The 16728-nt window shown below is 69.5% G+C and carries 14 protein-coding genes; 8 read left to right on the top strand and 6 right to left on the bottom strand.

Annotated elements, in window-relative coordinates:
• Nucleotides 1-456 precede the first annotated feature (456 nt).
• The 4 genes from A3IC_RS63505 to A3IC_RS0145155 all read left to right on the top strand — a co-directional run bounded on the left by A3IC_RS63505 (nt 457) and on the right by A3IC_RS0145155 (nt 7461).
• Nucleotides 457-2061, top strand: a complete 1605-nt coding sequence (locus tag A3IC_RS63505) for a WxL domain-containing protein (protein ID WP_020556663.1) — start codon at nt 457-459, stop codon at nt 2059-2061.
• 301 nt (nt 2062-2362) lie between these two features.
• Nucleotides 2363-4072 carry a hypothetical protein gene (locus A3IC_RS0145170; RefSeq protein WP_026219478.1) on the top strand — a complete coding sequence of 570 codons (1710 nt, stop codon included), beginning with the start codon at nt 2363-2365 and terminating at the stop codon, nt 4070-4072.
• 183 nt (nt 4073-4255) lie between these two features.
• The gene (locus A3IC_RS63500) at nt 4256-5848 is read left to right on the top strand and encodes a WxL domain-containing protein (protein WP_158696352.1); all 1593 of its coding nucleotides are present in this window, start codon (nt 4256-4258) and stop codon (nt 5846-5848) included.
• A gap of 290 nt (nt 5849-6138) precedes the next feature.
• On the top strand, nt 6139-7461 hold the full coding sequence (locus tag A3IC_RS0145155) for a hypothetical protein (RefSeq protein ID WP_020556659.1): 1323 nt from the start codon (nt 6139-6141) through the stop codon (nt 7459-7461).
• A gap of 105 nt (nt 7462-7566) precedes the next feature.
• On the opposite strand, the gene gltX is transcribed toward A3IC_RS0145155, so the two are convergent.
• The 3 genes from gltX to A3IC_RS0145140 form a co-directional block, all read right to left on the bottom strand.
• The gene (gene gltX / locus A3IC_RS0145150) at nt 7567-8937 is read right to left on the bottom strand and encodes a glutamate--tRNA ligase (RefSeq protein ID WP_020556658.1); all 1371 of its coding nucleotides are present in this window, start codon (nt 8935-8937) and stop codon (nt 7567-7569) included.
• Nucleotides 8938-9088: 151 nt separating this feature from the next.
• Nucleotides 9089-9496: an ATP-binding protein gene (locus A3IC_RS0145145; RefSeq protein WP_245599834.1), complete on the bottom strand. Its 408-nt coding sequence runs from the start codon at nt 9494-9496 to the stop codon at nt 9089-9091.
• A gap of 146 nt (nt 9497-9642) precedes the next feature.
• Nucleotides 9643-10011, bottom strand: a complete 369-nt coding sequence (locus A3IC_RS0145140) for an STAS domain-containing protein (RefSeq protein WP_026219476.1) — start codon at nt 10009-10011, stop codon at nt 9643-9645.
• Between the two features lie 154 nt (nt 10012-10165).
• Between A3IC_RS0145140 and A3IC_RS0145135 the strand changes: the two genes are divergently transcribed.
• Nucleotides 10166-11068 (top strand): RNA polymerase sigma factor SigF, encoded by a 903-nt coding sequence (locus tag A3IC_RS0145135; RefSeq protein WP_079027091.1) that lies wholly within the window; start codon nt 10166-10168, stop codon nt 11066-11068.
• A 106-nt stretch (nt 11069-11174) separates the two neighbouring features.
• Here the strand turns inward: A3IC_RS0145135 and A3IC_RS0145130 are convergent, their stop codons facing one another.
• Nucleotides 11175-12143 carry an HpcH/HpaI aldolase/citrate lyase family protein gene (locus A3IC_RS0145130; RefSeq protein ID WP_026219475.1) on the bottom strand — a complete coding sequence of 323 codons (969 nt, stop codon included), beginning with the start codon at nt 12141-12143 and terminating at the stop codon, nt 11175-11177.
• A 115-nt stretch (nt 12144-12258) separates the two neighbouring features.
• On the opposite strand from A3IC_RS0145130, the gene A3IC_RS0145125 reads away from it, so the two are divergent.
• Nucleotides 12259-12864, top strand: a complete 606-nt coding sequence (locus A3IC_RS0145125; RefSeq protein WP_020556653.1) for a hypothetical protein — start codon at nt 12259-12261, stop codon at nt 12862-12864.
• A gap of 46 nt (nt 12865-12910) precedes the next feature.
• Here the strand turns inward: A3IC_RS0145125 and A3IC_RS0145120 are convergent, their stop codons facing one another.
• Together A3IC_RS0145120 and A3IC_RS60255 are read right to left on the bottom strand one after the other, a co-directional pair.
• On the bottom strand, nt 12911-13858 hold the full coding sequence (locus A3IC_RS0145120; RefSeq protein WP_020556652.1) for a hypothetical protein: 948 nt from the start codon (nt 13856-13858) through the stop codon (nt 12911-12913).
• Nucleotides 13859-13967: 109 nt separating this feature from the next.
• Nucleotides 13968-14735 (bottom strand): hypothetical protein, encoded by a 768-nt coding sequence (locus A3IC_RS60255; RefSeq protein WP_052174079.1) that lies wholly within the window; start codon nt 14733-14735, stop codon nt 13968-13970.
• Nucleotides 14736-14877: 142 nt separating this feature from the next.
• Here A3IC_RS60255 and A3IC_RS0145110 point away from each other — a divergent pair, with 142 nt between their 5' ends.
• Both A3IC_RS0145110 and A3IC_RS0145105 read left to right on the top strand, forming a co-directional pair.
• A complete protein-coding gene (locus tag A3IC_RS0145110; protein ID WP_026219473.1) occupies nt 14878-16152 on the top strand; it encodes a magnesium transporter MgtE N-terminal domain-containing protein in 1275 nt (424 codons plus the stop codon).
• Entirely contained in the window at nt 16142-16726 is a 585-nt protein-coding gene (locus A3IC_RS0145105; RefSeq protein WP_020556649.1) for a DUF1003 domain-containing protein, read from the top strand. Before A3IC_RS0145110 ends, A3IC_RS0145105 begins: the two co-directional genes overlap by 11 nt.
• Nucleotides 16727-16728 lie beyond the last annotated feature (2 nt).

Raw genomic sequence — 16728 nt, 5'->3', positions numbered from 1 at the left:
TCTCGCTGCACCCCCGAGGGCAAGCCCATAAGGGGTGTTCGAACCGAACAGGCGACAAGTCGCCGATAAAGAAGCAGTCGGGGCGTAACGCCCTCGCCGCAGCCAGAGTGAATCAAGCCTTCCGGTAACAGTCAATGCCCATCTAGGGACTTTTCTTCTTGTCGACAGACTGACACGTGACGCATCGGAAGCGCAGTCGATCATGAAATCCAAACCCTTCGAAAGATCCCTGTTCCGACATGATCTTGGTGACACGTGTCGACCTTTCCGGGGCCCGGATTTCCATTGACTTCTTTGAATAGCCATAGCTAAATAACGCGCGAAGACATAAGAGGATCCGACCCGGATGCCCGGCCCGCGGCTTCGGCCGCGCGGGACCCGCCAGGGGCCTCGTCGAACCCCGGAGCGCGCCCTCCCGAACGGGAACGCGACCCACGCAACTTCGAAAGGAGTCCGGTGCCCTCCAGATTCGCTCCAGGAAAGATCACCGTCGCTCTCGGCGCCGCGATCGTCCTCGGCACCACCGGCCTGGTGGTGCTCGCGCCGTCGGCGCTGGCCGCCGAGGTCGACTACAACGCACGATGCGTGAACCGGACGCTCCCCTCGCTGGAAATTCCGGACACGAACCTGAAGCTGGACCTGGTCGTCACGCCCGCCAAGGCGACCTACCAGGTGGGCGACGTCGTCAACGTCGAGTGGCAGTGGAAGACCCACGCCAAGGTTCCGAAGAACCCGTACACCCCGGGCGTCGACAAGGACTCCACCCTGCCGACCACCAACGTCCAGCTCGGCGGGGCGATGACCAACAAGGTCGAGCTGAAGGGCCAGCGGATCAACCCCGCCGCGCTCGCCGGCGAGGACCTGATCCTGACCAACCCCGTGGGCCAGTTCACCCTGACCACGGCCGGCCAGGTCACGCTCACCCCGGCCGCGTACAACACCAGCACCATCGCGTTCGGCACGGTGGAGTCGTTCACCGACTGCACCCCGCTCAACTCGGTGGCCGCCGCACAGACGCTCACCGTGGAAGGCGCCACGCAGACCCCGACCCTGGCGGCCAACCCCGCCACCGTCGCCGCCGGCGCCGCCACCGCGCTCTCCGGCGCCAACTGGTCCTCCGGCCAGGTGACACCGTCGCTGTGCAAAGCCGACGGCACCGCATGCGACCCGGCCGGGATCAAGGCCAACTCGCTCGCCGTGTCGCACGGTGCGCTCACCGGCAACGTGAGCATCGCGGACGCGGTCGCACCCGGCGACTACGTGATCAAGGTCAGCAACGGCGGCGCCTCGGCGAGCACGCCGATCAAGGTCACCCCCGCCGCCGTGCGGACGGTCACGATCAGCCCCGACCACGGTCCGGTCGGCACCTCGGTCACGATCACCGGTACGGGCTTCGCACCCAACGGCGGAGTCCAGTTCGCCTGGTCCGACGCCTCCGACGTACCGGACGAGACCTCATACGTCACCGCGGACGCCTCGGGTTCGTTCACCGCCACCACGGAGATGTACTTCGAGGGCTTCACGCAGCTCATGGTGACCGAGACGGGCGCGTGGGGCTCGAACCCCATCAAGCACCTCCCGTTCCGGGTCACCGAGCCGCCCACCGGCGGCCTCGAGCAGACGATCACCGGCGCCGTGACCCCCGGCGCCCTGACCATCACGCAGCAGGCCTCGGCCATCAAGCTGTCCGACATCACCCTCAACGGCCAGGCGCAGAACATGACCGGCGCGCTGAACCCGGTCACCGTCAAGGACTTCCGCGGCGGCGCGACCGGCTGGACGCTCACCGGTGCGGTCACCCCGTTCACCAACGGTGACGGTGGCACCATCGCCGCCGACAAGTTCTCCTGGACTCCGAAGGTCGCGGCCGGGCCGGGCTCCCCGAGCGTCGCCGTGGCCGGCGCCGCCGGTCCGATCGGCTCCGGCGCCACCCTGGCCTCCGCGCCCAACGCGGCGGTCACCGGCGGCACCTTCACCGCCGACGCCGACCTCTCGCTCGCCGTTCCGGCGTACCAGAAGATCGGCACCTACAGCGCCACGCTGACGCTCTCCATCAGCTGACGCCGCACCAACCCGCCCACCCGGTCCGGCCCCGGAACGAAGAAATTCGTTCCGGGGCCGGACCGCTTTATCGAGGCGTATTCAAATCTCGGATTCCGCCGCCTAAAGAAATGATCTTGGTGACACGTGTCAAACAAGAAACCCATTGTTCACTATTGACTTCTCATCCATTAGGAGATGAATTCTCTCCTGAACTCTCGACTTGCGTGACCCATGCCGCCACGGTCCTTTATGGCGGTTTTCTTCCGCGCCGCGACCGACCTTCCCCGGGCGATCGCACCCCCGACCATGGAGGAACCACATGCGCGTAGCGCGCAGATCCACCACCGCGACGAGAACCGGACGCCGGCTGACCGCCGCATTCGCCGGGACGGCATTGGCAATCACCGGCCTGGCGGCACTCGCTCCCTCCGCCTCGGCCACACAGATCAATCCCACGGTGAAGTGCAGTCTGCCCGCCGGTCAGGGCACAGCCACCGGTGTGCAGGCAATGGACGTCGCCTTCACCCCGGCCGTCGCCGCTCCCGGCGCCACCGTGACCGCGAAGGTGACCCTGGGACCGAGCCCGGCGACCAGCCCGCTCTCCCTGACGGTGCCGACCACGCCCACCATCGACCTGGCGATGTCGGGTGGCGCCACCGGCACGGTGACGATCGTCGGGCCGCTGCTGCAAATCCCGGTGCAGGCGAACACGCCGATCCAGACTCCGCCGTACTCGGGCACGTTCGTGGTGCCCACGAACGCGGCCGGCCCGGTCACCTTCAGCCCGATCCGCACGCTGACGTACACGAAGGTGCTCGGTTCCAACTACGAGACACCCTGTGACATCACCTCCGGCGGCGGCGCCGTCGGCAGCATCACCGTGACCGGTGGCCCCGGTACGCCGGCCACGCTGGACGCGCCGACCACCGACGTGCGCCCGGGCACCGCCGTACCGCTGTCGGGCGCCGTCTGGACGCCCAACGCGACGGCCAACGTACAGTTGTGCGACTCCTCCGGTGGCGGTTGCAACCCCGGCGGCTTCACGGCCAAGTCCCTGGTCATCGACGCGGCCGGCAACCTGAGCGGCACCGCGACCCTCGCGGGCACGACCGCCGACGGCAGCTACCGAATCAAGGTGTTGGACGGTACGAAGGAGGCGACCGCCCCGATCACCGTCAAGAAGTACGTCCCCAGCGGCCCGTTGCAGATCTCGATCACCCCGAACCGTGGCCCGGTCGGCACCGAGGTCACCGTGTCGGGCAAGAACTTCCCCGCCAACGCGACCGTTTCCTACGCGCTCACCGACACCGGCGGCGTTCCGGACGAGTCGTACTACGCCACCAGCACCCCGGACGGCACCTTCACCGGCACCATCCCGATCTACTTCGACACGGCTTCCGCTGTGCTTGCCTGGACGGGCTCCTGGTCCGGCAGCACCCCCTTCGCCTCGGCGCCGTTCACCGTCGCCACCGACCCGCCGACGGTGTCCGCCTCGCCGACCACCAGCCACCCCGGTGGCAGCGTCACGGTGACCGGCGCGAACTGGACGCCGAACGCGACCGTCACCGCCCAGCTGTGCACCCCGAACGGCGCCACCTGCTCCTCGGCGCAGATCGCCCAGGGCCCGGGTGCGGCCGACGCGAACGGGAACCTCAACGGCACCGTCAAGCTGGCCTCCTCGGGCATCGCGGACGGCCAGTACGTCCTCAAGCTGACCGACGGCACCGGCACCGCGTCCACCCCGCTCTCGGTCCAGCGCCGCTGGATCGAGCTGGACAAGACCTCGGGCTCGGCGGGCTCGTGGGTCAAGGTCTCGGGCCACGGCTTCGGCTCCTCGGTCTGGATCAACGTGAACGGCCTCAACGCCTCGGGCGGCAAGACGAGCGACTGGGCCGGCGCGTGGGCGCTGCCGAACGGTGACTTCTGCATCTGGATCTGGATGACGCGCGGCGACAACACCGGCATCGTCGCGTCGGAGACCTTCCACCCCGACCGCAAGGCGTCGACCGCGTGGACCGTCACCCCCTGACCTGATCCGGGGCAATCCGAACCACCGCTGACGAACCGACAAGGCGGGGCCGCATATCCCCTCGGATATGCGGCCCCACTTTTCTTTTCCCGACGCATCGACGGTATCGGCGATTACCGGCCGAATAAGGCGCCGAACGAACGCATTGTCGACTCCATCCCAGCGAGGAGAACAGTGTCCCGAATGCGAAGAATCTCGTCCCGCAGGCTGATCGCCTCGACAGCCGTGGCCGCCGTCGCGGCGACCGGCGGTCTCGTGGTCCTCACCCCGTCCGCACAGGCGGCACCGGTGGATTACTCGACCCACTGCACCAACCCGTTCTCGAATCCGCCGGACGGCCACATCCAGGTGGATACGGTGGTCACTCCCGAGAAGGCCACGTACGCCGTGGGCGAAGAAGTCTCGGTCACCTGGAAGTGGGTCGTCCACCCGCTGGCTCCGGCCGAGATCCCGGTCGTCGGGAAGGTGCCCGCGAATTCGACCTACCTGAAGGGCGCGATCAACCTGAGCGGCGCCCAGACCGGCACCGTCCCGGTCCAGGGTGCCGCCGACAACCCGGAGACCCTGCCGAGCCAACCGCTGATCCTCGGCAACGGCGAGGGCAGGTTCACCCTGAGCACCGCCGGCGACGTAAAGCTGACGCCGGGCGACTACTCGACGTGGACCCACGCACTGGGCTTCGACGTCGAGACCAAGTGCACGCCCGTGACCCCGGTTCCCGTCTCGCGCACCATCAAGGTTGAAGGCACCTCGCAGGAACCCGCCACGCTGACCGCGCCGGCCGAGGCCGACGCCGGCGCGCCGATCGCGCTGACCGGTGCGCACTGGCCGGCCGGCAGCCCCACTGTCGAACTGTGCGACGCCTCCGGCGCAGCGTGCGACGCGGCCAGGATCGCTCCCGGCAACACCCTCGCGGTGGCCGACGGCGCGCTCACCGGCAACGTCGCCACGGTCGCCACCGTGCCTGCGGGCAACTACAGGATCAAGGTCAAGGTCGGCGCCGCGGAGGCGCTCGCCCCGATCAGGATCAACGCCACGGCGCGCCTGCTCACCCTCGATCCGACCAGTGGTCCCGTGGGCACCACGGTCAAGGTCACCGGGAAGAACTTCACCCCGAACCTCACGGTCATCGCGCGCGGCCAAACCGCGACGGGCTACGTGTTGGATGAGACCATGGCGTACGCCGACTCCGGACCCGACGGCACGGTGGTCATCCCCGACTTCGTCGCGAGCGACCCGTCCATCGCGGCGATCCGCGTGACCGAGGGCACGGACGAAACGACCGCGACCATCGCCCCGTTCCGCATCACCGTCCCGGGCAGCGGCCTGGACCAGACGGCGACCGGCAACGTGGTGGCCGGCGGGCTGACCATCTCGCAGGAAGCCGGCGCCATCAAGCTGTCGGACATCACGATCAACGGCCAGGCGCAGAACATGACCGGCGCGCTGAACACCGTCACCGTGAAGGACTTCCGCAGCGGCGACACCGGGTGGACCCTCACCGGCTCGGTGTCCGACTTCACCAACGGCACCGGCGGCAGGATCGACGCCGACAAGTTCACCTGGACGCCGAAGGTCACCGCGGGCCCGGGTTCGCCCAGCGTCGCGGTGCCCGGTAGCGCCGGCCCGATCGGCACCGGCGCCACCCTGGCATCCGCTCCGAACGCCGCCACCACCGGCGGCACCTTCGCCGCCGGCGCGGACCTCTCGCTCGCCGTTCCGGCGTACCAGACGGTCGGCACCTACAACGCCACGCTGACCCTCTCGATCAGCTGACGTAGCGGCACGCACGGCACGGACGGTACGAGCTCCCGGGGCGGCCCCCGCGACGACAGTCGCGGGGGCCGCCCTCTTTGCGCACGAAGATCCGAAACCAGGTCGGCGCACCGCCGACAGCGCTGCTCCAACCACGAATCGGCGTCCGAATCCGCGTGCGTTCAAGGCTGCGGTCCGGAATCATTGATCCTGCCAAGCATCGCGACGGTGTCCATCCACTCGGGTTGCTCGCCCGACACCCGTCGCGAGCTATAGGTGGCTATCAACTCCGAACCCCGGCAAGGAGATTCGTGCGCCGAATCAAGCACATCACCCGTCGCGTCACGGCGGGTTGCGCAACGACGATCATCGCCGCGACCACCGGCCTCGTGGCCGCGTCCGCCCCGGCGACGGCGGCGGAAGTGGCGTTCCCGGAGAGTTGTCGCCTCGTCGGTGCGCCCTCTCCGATATGGGCAGCCGACGAAATCAAGGTCGACCTGACCGTCTTCCCGGAGAAAGCCGTCTACAGTGCCGGCGAACAGGTCACCGTGACGTGGCATTGGCGGACTCGCCCGTCGATCCCCGTCCCACCGCGTGCCGCCACGTTGCGCGCCATCGCCGATATCCGGGTCGGGGGAACCCAGTCGAACACGTTCACCGCGTACGGCCAACCGCGTTCTCAGCCCGCCGGACCGGAAGCGACCGTCGATCTGTGGGACCTCCAGGGCACGCTCCGGCTCCCCGCGAGCGGACCGATCACCCTGACTCCCGGCGCCTACTCGCTGACCGAGGGCCTCTCTCCCGTGCCCGTGGTCCAGTGCGCCCCCACCACACCGCCGGCCGTCTCTCGCACCCTGGAGATCGGACCCGGACCGACCCTGAGCGCCACCCCGACCCGCGTGGTCCCGGGTGATCGCATCGAATTCACCGGCGAGGGCTGGCCGGAGGGCGACGCGAGGGTCCAGGTGTGCGGATCACCTACCGGCGGCTGCCCTCCCGAGTGGGCGAGCTCAGCCACCGGCAGTGCCCGAGCGGGACATCTGACAGGCTCCGTGACGCTCTCCGAGAACCCCCGTTCCCTCCCCCTGCCGCCGCCGGGCGACACCGTGTTCCTGCTCGTCTCCGTGGGCTCGTCCGGCGCGAGTCGCGAACTCACCCTGGTGCGCAAGGGTTCGCCGGGAACGAGCAGCACGGACATCACCGGCTCGGTGACCCCCGGCAGCCTGACCCTCCATCAACAAGCAAGCGCGATAAAGCTTTCCGACGTCACCCTCGACGGCACCCCGCAGTCCATGACCGGCGCCCTCAACCCCGTCACCGTCACCGACGTGCGCGGCGGCTCGCTCGGTTGGGCGCTGACCGCGGACATCTCCGACTTCACCTCGCCCGAGGGCGGCCGGATTCCGGCCGACCGATTCACCTGGAAGCCCTCGGTCCAGGCCGATCCGGCTTCCCCGAGCACCGCCGTTCCGGGCGCTCCCGGCTCCATAGCCGGCGGCTCGACGCTCGCCTCCGCCCCGCCCGCGCCACACACGGGCGGCACCTTCACCGCCGGCGCCGCGATCGCGGTGGCGTTGCCCGCCTATCAAAAGCCCGGCACCTACAACGCCACGCTGACCCTCTCGATCAGCTGAAGCGGCACCCGGCAACACGGCGGGCCCGCACACCGATTGCGGTGTGCGGGCGCGTCTCGTTCGGGTCCGTCTCGTTGTTCGGGCCCTCGCGTTCGAATCCGGCGGCTACTGCGCCGTCGTCAGCCGCTCCAGTGCCGCGTCGACGCGGGCCAGCACCCGGTCGCGGCCGAGCACCTGGAGCGACTCGAACAGGGGCAGGCCGATCGTGCGGCCGGTCACCGCGACCCGCACCGGGGCCTGCGACTTGGACAACTTCAGGCCGTGCGCGGCGCCCGCGGCCTCGACCGCGGCCTTGAGCGCGTCCACGTTCCACTCTGCACCCGCGAGCTCCGTGCGGGCACTGGCCAGTACGTCCGCGGCGCCCGGCTTCATCGCCTTGGCCCAGGCCGCCTCGTCCTCGGCGGGCGTGTCCAGGAACAGGAAGTCCACGTACATCGGGACCTCGTCGAGCACCGTGATCCGGGTCTGCACCAGCGGCGCGACCTCGGCGAACACGGCCGGGTCGTACGCCTCCTTCGCCCACGGCGCCTTCGATCCGAGCACCCACGGTTCACAGGCCCGCACGAACGCCTCCGCGTCGAGGGCGCGAATGTAGTCCGCGTTGAACGAGGAGAGCTTCTTGACGTCGAAGAACGCCGACGACTTGTTCACGTCCCGCAGATCGAAGAGCTGCTCCAGCTCCGCGTACGGCCGGATCTCGATGTCGTCCTTCGGGCCCCAGCCGAGCAGGAAGAGGTAGTTCACCAGCGCCTCGGGCAGGTAGCCCTCGTCCAGGTAGGACTCCAGGGCCACCTTGTCCCGGCGCTTGGACAACTTCTGCCGCTTCTCGTTCACGATCACCGGCAGGTGCGCCCACTGCGGCGGGGTCGCGCCGAGCGCCTCCCACAACAACTGCTGCTTGGCCGCGTTGGACAGGTGCTCCTCGCCGCGGATCACGATGGTGATCCTCTGGTCGACGTCGTCGACCACGTTCGCCAGCAGGAACACCGCCGAGCCGTTGCCCCGGGCCACCACGAAGTCCTCCAGCGAGGCGTTCGGGAACTCGGTGTCGCCGCGCACCAGGTCGGCCACGACCGTGACGCCCTCGTCCGGCGTACGAAAGCGCAGCGCGCGCCCCTCGCCCGCGGCCAGGCCGCGGTCCCGGCAGAAGCCGTCGTAGCCCAGGTGCTTGGAGCCGGTGCGGGCCTCCAGGTCCTCACGGGTGCAGTCGCAGTAGTACGCACGGCCCGCGTCGAAGAGCTTGACCGCCGACTCGCGGTGCAGCGTGGTGTTCTGCGACTGGAAGTACGGGCCCTCGAAGGCCGGGGCGGACGCGTTGATGCCGATCGCCGCGAGCGCGCTGATGATGCCCTCGGTCCACTCCGGCCGGTTCCGCGCCTCGTCGGTGTCCTCGACCCGCAGCACGAACGTGCCGCCGGCCTTGTGCGCGACGGCCCAGTTGTACAGCGCGGAACGAGCGCCACCGACGTGGAACATGCCGGTGGGAGAGGGAGCGAAGCGAACACGAACCGAAGAGGCAGACATGTGCTCCAGGGTATCCGCCGAGCGGGCCGGGTTCGGGCCGGCACCCGACTCGACGCACGACCCTTGTACCCCGCCTTTGCCTACACCCCCCGAGGCTCCCGGCTCAGCGCATGACCTCCGGGACGGGCATGTCCACCCACACCGTCTTGCCGTCGCCCTGGTGCACGACCACGCCCCAGTCCAGCGTCAAGCGCCGAATGATGTGCAGTCCGTGTCCGCCCGGTCGTGTTCCCGAGTGCGGCGCTCGCGCCTGCGGGGACTCCTCGCTGCGGTCGTCCACCTCGATCCGGATCAGATCGCTCGTCCGCACGACGCGCAGCTCGACCGGACCGCCCGCGTGCAGGCACGCGTTGGTGACCAATTCGACCGCGACAAGCAGGACATCGTCGGACGTCAGCATCACCTGTTCGTCGTCGGACCCCGACCATCCGTACGCGTGGAGCGTGTTGCGGATGAACGTCCTGGACCGCGCCACCGCCCCCGTCGCGCCCTCGAACGGCAATCTCCGCACCTGACGAAGCGGTGGGGTGGAGAAACAGGCACCCCCGTCGCCGGACGCCTGCGATCGCATGGCGCACATCTACTGGCTCACCTCGCTCACGCTGCTACGCGGTGATAGTTGCCCGCATCCCGCTGGAGGACACCAGAAGTCACGAGCTACTCTCCGACCGCCTCTGCCAGGGTCTCGTGGAAAGTGAACCCCTGTACCGCACCGGTGATCTCAAATACCCGCGCAACGGCAGGTTGAACGCCCACGAGGTGGACCGCTCCTCCTGCGGCCTGCGCGCGCAGGCGGGCACCGAGGAACGCGTTCAGTCCGGTCGAATCGCAAAAATCGAGCTCCGAGCAGTCGATCACCAGGCGCGTACTGCCCTGCTCGACGCACTCGAACAGACGATCCCGCACCGCGTCGGCGCTGTCCACGTCGATCTCACCGGCGACCGTAACGATCGCAGAGGTGCCATTGGTGCTCACCGACACCGTCAAGCCGCCCTGCATGCCAGCCTCCTGCTGCCCTTTGCCCACCGAGTAATCCGGCCCGGGCACACGATAGACGACCGCCCCCCGACGTTGGGGATCGGCCGGCGCACACAAACTTTTTCGAGTGGATCGTGTTTGCCCTTCCCCATCCGGGTTAGGCGCAGGGGGGAGACCTCACAACGCGTCACGAGGGGGAGGCATGGCGGTACAGCTCGAAGCCGAGATGCAGGTCCGGGGGTCGCAGCGGCCACCGGTAATGGACACCGGGGCAGAAGAGCTGAACCTGTACGGGCTCCACCACGAGTTCGACGAGGACGAGATCGGGTCGATGGGCGCCACGGATGCCCGCGCCCTGTCCAGGACGCTGTTTCGGCGCCTGAGCCGACTGGAGGAGGGCACGCACGAGTACCAGTACGTGCGCAATACCCTCATAGAACTCAACCTGCCCCTGGTGCGTTTCGCCGCGGGGCGGTTTCGCGCCCGCAGCGAACCGTTGGAGGACATCGTCCAGGTCGGCACGATCGGCCTGATCAAGGCGATCGATCGTTTCGACACCGAGCGCGAGGTCGAGTTCCCGACCTTTGCGATGCCGACCATCCTGGGCGAGATCAAGCGCTTCTTCCGGGACACCACATGGTCGGTCCGGGTACCGCGACGGCTCCAGGAACTGCGACTGCGGTTGGCCAAGGCGAGCGAGGAGCTGGGGCAGCGGCTGGACCGGGCGCCCACCGTCGCCGAACTCGCGGCCTTCCTGGACGTCTCCCGCGAAGAGGTCGTCGAGGGCATGATCGCCTCCAACGGCTACAGCGCGTCCTCGCTGGACGCGCCCGCCGGCGGTGCCGGCGGCGACGACGCGGCGGCCCCGATGGACCGGCTCGGCGCGGACGACGACGCGATCGAACTCGTGGAGAATCGCGAGTCGCTCAAGCCGCTGATCGCCGCGCTCCCGCCGCGCGAGAAGCACATCCTGCTGCTGCGTTTCTTCGGCGGCAAGACGCAGGCCGAGATCGGCGAGCAACTGGGCATCTCCCAGATGCACGTCTCCCGACTGCTCTCGCGCACGCTCGGCACGCTGCGCGCGGGCCTGCTCACCGAGAGCTGAGCCGGGCCCACACCCAGCCGCGGGGAAACGCCGAGGGGCGGGAGGCGATCGCCTCCCGCCCCTCGGCGTTTCCCCGGTCCGGGGCCCGGACCGGGGAGGTGCCGCCTCAGCCCTTGGGGGCCTCGAACTTCTGGGTCCGCTGCATGCCCGCGGCGCGACCCTTGGCCGAGATCACCAGGGCCATCTTGCGCGACGCCTCGTCGATCATCTCGTCGCCGAGCATCGCGGCGCCCTTCATCCCGCCCTCGGCCGAGGTGCACCAGTCGTACGCGTCGAGAATCATCTCGGCGTGGTCGTAGTCGGCCTGGGTCGGCGAGTACAGCTCGTTCGCGGCGTCGATCTGGCCGGGGTGCAGCACCCACTTGCCGTCGAAGCCCAGCGCGGCCGAGCGGCCGGCCACCCGACGGAACCCGTCCACGTCCTTGATTTGCAGGTAGGGGCCGTCGATCGCCTGCAGGTCGTTGGCTCGCGCGGCCATCAAAATGCGCATCAGGATGTAGTGGTACGCGTCGCCGGTGTCGTAGCCCGGGGGCTGCTCGCCGACCACGAGCGACTTCATGTTGATCGACGCCATGAAGTCGGCCGGGCCGAAGATGATCGTCTCCACGCGCGGCGACGCGGCGGCGATCTCGTCCACGTTCACCAGGCCGCGGGCGTTCTCGATCTGCGCCTCGATGCCGATCCGGCCGACCTCCAGGCCGACCGTCTTCTCGATCTGGGTGAGCAGCAGATCCAGGGCCTTGACCTGGCCGGCGTCCTGGACCTTCGGCAGCATGATGGCGTCGAGGTTGGCCCCCGCGCCCTCCACGACGGTGACCACGTCGCGGTAGGTCCAGTGCGTGGTCCAGTCGTTGACCCGCACGACGCGGATCCGATTCCCCCAGTCGCCGGTGTTCAGCGCGTCGACGATCGTGTGTCGCGCGCCCTCCTTCGCGAGCGGGGCGCAGGCGTCCTCGAGGTCGAGGAACACCTGGTCGACCGGAAGCCCCTGCGCCTTCTCGATGAAGCGCGGGTTGCTGCCGGGCACAGCCATACAGGAACGGCGGGAACGCAAGCTACGCGATGTGGCGGCCATGTGTCTGGTCCTCCCAGTGCTGCGGATCGTGCGGTCAGGTTACCGACGGGTCACCCCACCCGGGCTATGAGGTGGCGCACGTTCCGCGCCCGCCCGTTGTGGGACGCTGTGGCGCATGACGGACACCGACGCACTCTCGGGAGCGGACGCGCCGCGCGAGCGGGGCGCGGAAGGCGCACAGCCCGGGGAAGGCACGCTGCGTGAAGAAGGCGCGCTGCTTGAGGAAAGCGCGCTGCTCGAAGAAGGCGCGAAGAAGTCCGGCCTGCTCTGGCTCACCGTCGGCACCGCGCCGCCCCGCCCGGTCTGGCACGTGTGGCTGGACGGCTCGTCGTGGCTGATGACCGCCCGCGAGGACGGTGCCGTCGAGCAGTTCGTGCCCGGCCTGGCCGAGGCCGGGCGGGCGCTCGTGGACATGCGCAGCAAGGACAAGGGCGGCCGGCTGCCCGGGTGGACCGCCGAGGTCACCGTGGTCACGCCGGACGACCCAACGTACGAGCCGGCCGTCCTGGCCCTGCACGCGGCCCGGTTGAATGCGCCGGACGGCGAGGAGCAGCCGGCCCGCTGGGCGCGCGAGTGCGACCTGATCCGGCTCACCCCGACCGGCTCGGCCCGGTCGGTACCCCGGGACGCGGGCCGCACGGTGCCGATCGGCTCACCCGCGGTGACGCGCGGGGCGTCGCCGTTCAACCTGTCGATCGGCCGCCTGCGCCGACGCGACTGAGACCGGGTCGCCACTTCGGTCCGTCCGCGGCGGGCACCAGGGTGCGTCAGGAGAACAACAGCGGGTCGTTCCTGAGGCCGCCGGGCACCGGCGGCTTGCTCATCCGGCCGATGTCGGAACGGCGCGTGGTGGAGGTGGAGGGCGTGCCGCCGTTGGTGGGCCGCGTCGAGGCGCCGCCGGGGCCGGACGAGGAACCGTTGCTGCCGGTCGGACGACCCTGGGGGGTCAGTCCCTTGTCCACCACCTCCCTGGGATCCGGCGCGTGCACGTCGACCCGCTCGCCGTAGCCGAGGAAGTCGAACGCGCCGGCCTGCCTGGCGTCCGGGGCCGACTCCATCCGCAACAGGTACGGAGCGCCCTCGGTGGCCACCCAGATGGTGCCGCCCGCGCCCGGTGTCCGGTTCTCCAGCGCGATCGCCTTGTGCCCGTTGACCTGCTTGACCGGGCCCTTCTCCAGCTTGCCCGGCTTGCCCATCAGCTTGTTGGTCAGCCGCTCGACATAGGTGTTCTCCACGATGCCGTCGTACTTCTTGTCACCGGAGGGGACCTGTACGTACTTCTCGTGGTTGGCCACCTCGGTGCTGGTGCCCTCGACCTTGGACCAGAACTTCGCGTCGCCCCGGAACCAGACCTGGTTCTGCACCCGGGTGACGTAGGCGGTCGTGCTGTCCTCGACGATCTGGCCCTCGCTGCCGGTGCTGGTGAAGCGCATGTCCACACTGAACGGCTTGGCCGGCTTGCCGGCCGTGCCCGGGACCGCCAACTCGCCCTTGACGTGCACCGATTTCGCCCCGGCCGTCGCGGCCTGGGCACGCTGCAGGATGGCCGCCGGGTCCAGGCCGTCCACCTGGTTGCCCAGCGGCGCACCGGCCATCGGTTCGTCCACCGGGGCCTGCCACGAGCGGTGTGCGGGTCGTCCCGCACTGCACCCGGCGGCCAGCACCGTGACCGATACAGCCGTAGCCACCACGAAGCCGCGCCGCACGTGATCCACCGTTGGGTTCCCTCGTCGTTCGATGTCTCGTTGGTTCGCTGACCTGAATCGACGCCCGCCCGGTCGCCGTCCTGCCGGAAACGGTATCCCGGAGCCGGAATCGCCCGCCTCAGTCGGTGCCGGGTACCGGCCCGCCGGGCTTGTCCGACGGCTTGCCCGACGGTTCCTTGCCGTCGGTCAGCGTGCCGTAGTCGACCACGTCCTCGGGCTTGGGCAGCACCAGCGGGAAGTCCTGGTTGTATTCGAAGAGTTCGAGCGCTCCGCCGTTCGGCGACGGAATGTACTTGAGCGGGAACGGGATCCCGTGCAGGGCCACCCGCAGTTCGCCGCCGCGACCTCGATCCGCCACCACCTTGAGCGACTCGGCGCCGCGCACGTTCTCCCGGCCGTCCTTCTTGAGCTTGCCGTTGAGACGGATCAGATCGGTGATCATGTCCTGCATCCGGGTAAACCCGGACAGTCGGGCATAACTGGGATCGGCGGGCGGAACCTTGACGAACTTGTCCCGCAGCGCTTGGGCCGACTGTTCCACATCGGCGCCGCCACGCCCGTCCCGACCCTGGTAGAGCCGGGCGTCGCCGCGCACGAACAGGTCCTCGCCGATCCGCAGCAGTTCGATGGTGCTGTCCGCGGTGACCACGGTGCCCACCCCGCCCTCGCGCTTGAGCCGCAGGTCGATCCGGAACTGCTGGCTCTGGATCTTCCACACGCCCTGCACGTGTACGGCGCCGGCTCCGGCGGCCGCGGTCTTGGACTTGCCGGCTATGGAGTCCGCGGACTCCGCACCGAGCCCGGTCTCCGCCTTCGAACACGCCGTGCCGGTGAGGACGCAGGCGGCCAGGAGGGCGATCGTGGTCTTCGTCTGAGGCAAGCGCACGGGCGGCACTGTACTGAGCCCGGCACCGGGTGTCGTGATCATGCCCACCTTCACCGGTAGCCTGACCGTCCGGGGCACCCGCGGCGAGACCGCGCGGATCGGCCAACGCGGACGTACACATCGGCGACGGAGGGACCACGGCATGAGTGCGTCATCCGGGCGGGTGTTCATCTCGCACCTCGCGGGCGTGGCCGTGTTCGACCCCAACGGCGACCACGTCGGCCGGCTGCGCGACGTGGTGGTGATGCTGCGCACCGCCCAGCTCCCCCCGCGCGTGCTCGGCCTGGTCGTCGAGGTGGCCACCCGCCGGCGGATCTTCGTCCCGATGACCCGGGTGACCAGCGTGGAGACCGGCGAGGTGATCACCACGGGGCTGGTCAACATGCGCCGCTTCGAGCAGCGGCCGAGCGAGACGCTGGTGCTCGCCGAGATGCTGGACCGCCGGGTGACCCTCGCCGAGACCGACGAGGCGGTGACCGTCCTGGACGTCGCGATGGCGCTCGGGCGCGGTCGCGACTGGCTGATCTCCAAGTTGTTCGTGCAAAAGGGCGGCACCTCCGGGCTGCGCCGGCGGCGCGGCGAGACGATCACCGTCGACTGGAACGCGGTGATCGGCTTCGAACGCCCGGAGGACCAGCAGGGCGCGGCCAACCTGCTCGCCACCTTCGAGCAGTTGCGGCCCGCCGACCTGGCCAACGTGCTGCACAACCTGTCCGCCAAGCGCCGCGCCGAGGTGGCCGCGGCACTGGACGACGACCGGCTCGCGGACGTGCTGGAGGAACTGCCCGAGGACGACCAGGTCGAGATCCTGGGCCAGCTCCAGGAGGAGCGCGCGGCCGACGTGCTGGAGGCGATGGACCCGGACGACGCGGCCGACCTGATCTCCGAGTTGCCCGAGGAGACCGCGGAACGCCTGCTCGGCCTGATGGAGCCCGAGGAGGCGGAGGACGTGCGCCGCCTGCTGACCTACGTCGAGGACACCGCCGGCGGCATGATGACCACCGAGCCGATCGTGCTGGAGCCGGGCGCCACGATCGCCGAGGCGCTCGCGCACGTACGCAACTCCGACCTGTCGCCCGCCCTGGCCAGTCAGGTCTACGTCTGCCGGCCGCCGACCGAGACGCCGACCGGCAAGTACCTGGGCACGGTGCACTTCCAGCGGCTGCTGCGCGATCCGCCGTTCACCCTGGTCGGCGCGGTCCTGGACACCGACCTGATGCCGCTGCGGCCGGACACCCCGCTGGCCGAGGTGACCAGTTTCCTGGCCGCGTACAACATGGTCGCCGCGCCCGTGGTGGACGAGGACGACCACCTGCTCGGCGCGGTCACCGTCGACGACGTGCTCGACCACCTGCTGCCCGAGGACTGGCGCGAGGGCGCCATACACGGAGACGGGGGAGTCCGTCGTGGCACGTGAGAGCACGAGCACCGAAAAGCGCCGCCGCCCGCGCCTGGATCAACCGCGCGACCCGGGGCGTCGTCCGCTGCTGCCCGCGTACGACCCGGAGGCGTTCGGTCGGTTCTCCGAGCGGATCGCCCGTTTCCTGGGCACCGGCCGGTTCCTGGTCTACATGACCGCCACGGTGATCGTGTGGATCGGCTGGAACATCTTCGTGCCGCCGGCGCTGCGCTTCGACGAGTATCCGTTCATCTTCCTGACCCTGGTGCTGTCCCTGCAGGCGTCCTACGCGGCACCGCTGATCCTGCTCGCGCAAAACCGGCAGGACGACCGGGATCGGGTCAACCTGGAACAGGACCGGGCCCGCAACGAGCGCAACATCGCGGACACCGAGTATCTGACCCGCGAGGTCGCGGCGCTGCGGATCGCCTTGGGCGAGGTCGCCACCCGGGACTTCCTGCGCTCGGAACTCCAGTCCATGCTCAAGGAGTTGGACGAACGCCGGGAAACCGACGGGTGGCTGATGGGCCGCAACGTGACCGACGCGCACCTGACCCGGCAGCAGCACCCGCCGGACCCGGAGCACTCCTGAGG

The organism is Embleya scabrispora DSM 41855 (genome assembly GCF_000372745.1).
In the GTDB taxonomy this organism is placed as follows: domain Bacteria; phylum Actinomycetota; class Actinomycetes; order Streptomycetales; family Streptomycetaceae; genus Embleya; species Embleya scabrispora.
The sequence above is the reverse complement of the archived record's forward strand: the minus strand, read 5'-3'. Positions and strand labels throughout refer to the sequence as shown.

Coding starts and splice junctions, on each gene's coding strand:
- A3IC_RS63500 (WP_158696352.1), top strand. CDS start 4,256: ATGCGAAGAATCTCGTCCCGCAGGCTGATCGCCTCGACAGCCGTGGCC.
- A3IC_RS0145170 (WP_026219478.1), top strand. CDS start 2,363: ATGCGCGTAGCGCGCAGATCCACCACCGCGACGAGAACCGGACGCCGG.
- A3IC_RS0145125 (WP_020556653.1), top strand. CDS start 12,259: ATGACGGACACCGACGCACTCTCGGGAGCGGACGCGCCGCGCGAGCGG.
- A3IC_RS0145110 (WP_026219473.1), top strand. CDS start 14,878: ATGAGTGCGTCATCCGGGCGGGTGTTCATCTCGCACCTCGCGGGCGTG.
- A3IC_RS0145130 (WP_026219475.1), bottom strand. CDS start 12,143: ATGGCCGCCACATCGCGTAGCTTGCGTTCCCGCCGTTCCTGTATGGCT.
- A3IC_RS0145135 (WP_079027091.1), top strand. CDS start 10,166: ATGGCGGTACAGCTCGAAGCCGAGATGCAGGTCCGGGGGTCGCAGCGG.
- gltX (WP_020556658.1), bottom strand. CDS start 8,937: ATGTTCCACGTCGGTGGCGCTCGTTCCGCGCTGTACAACTGGGCCGTC.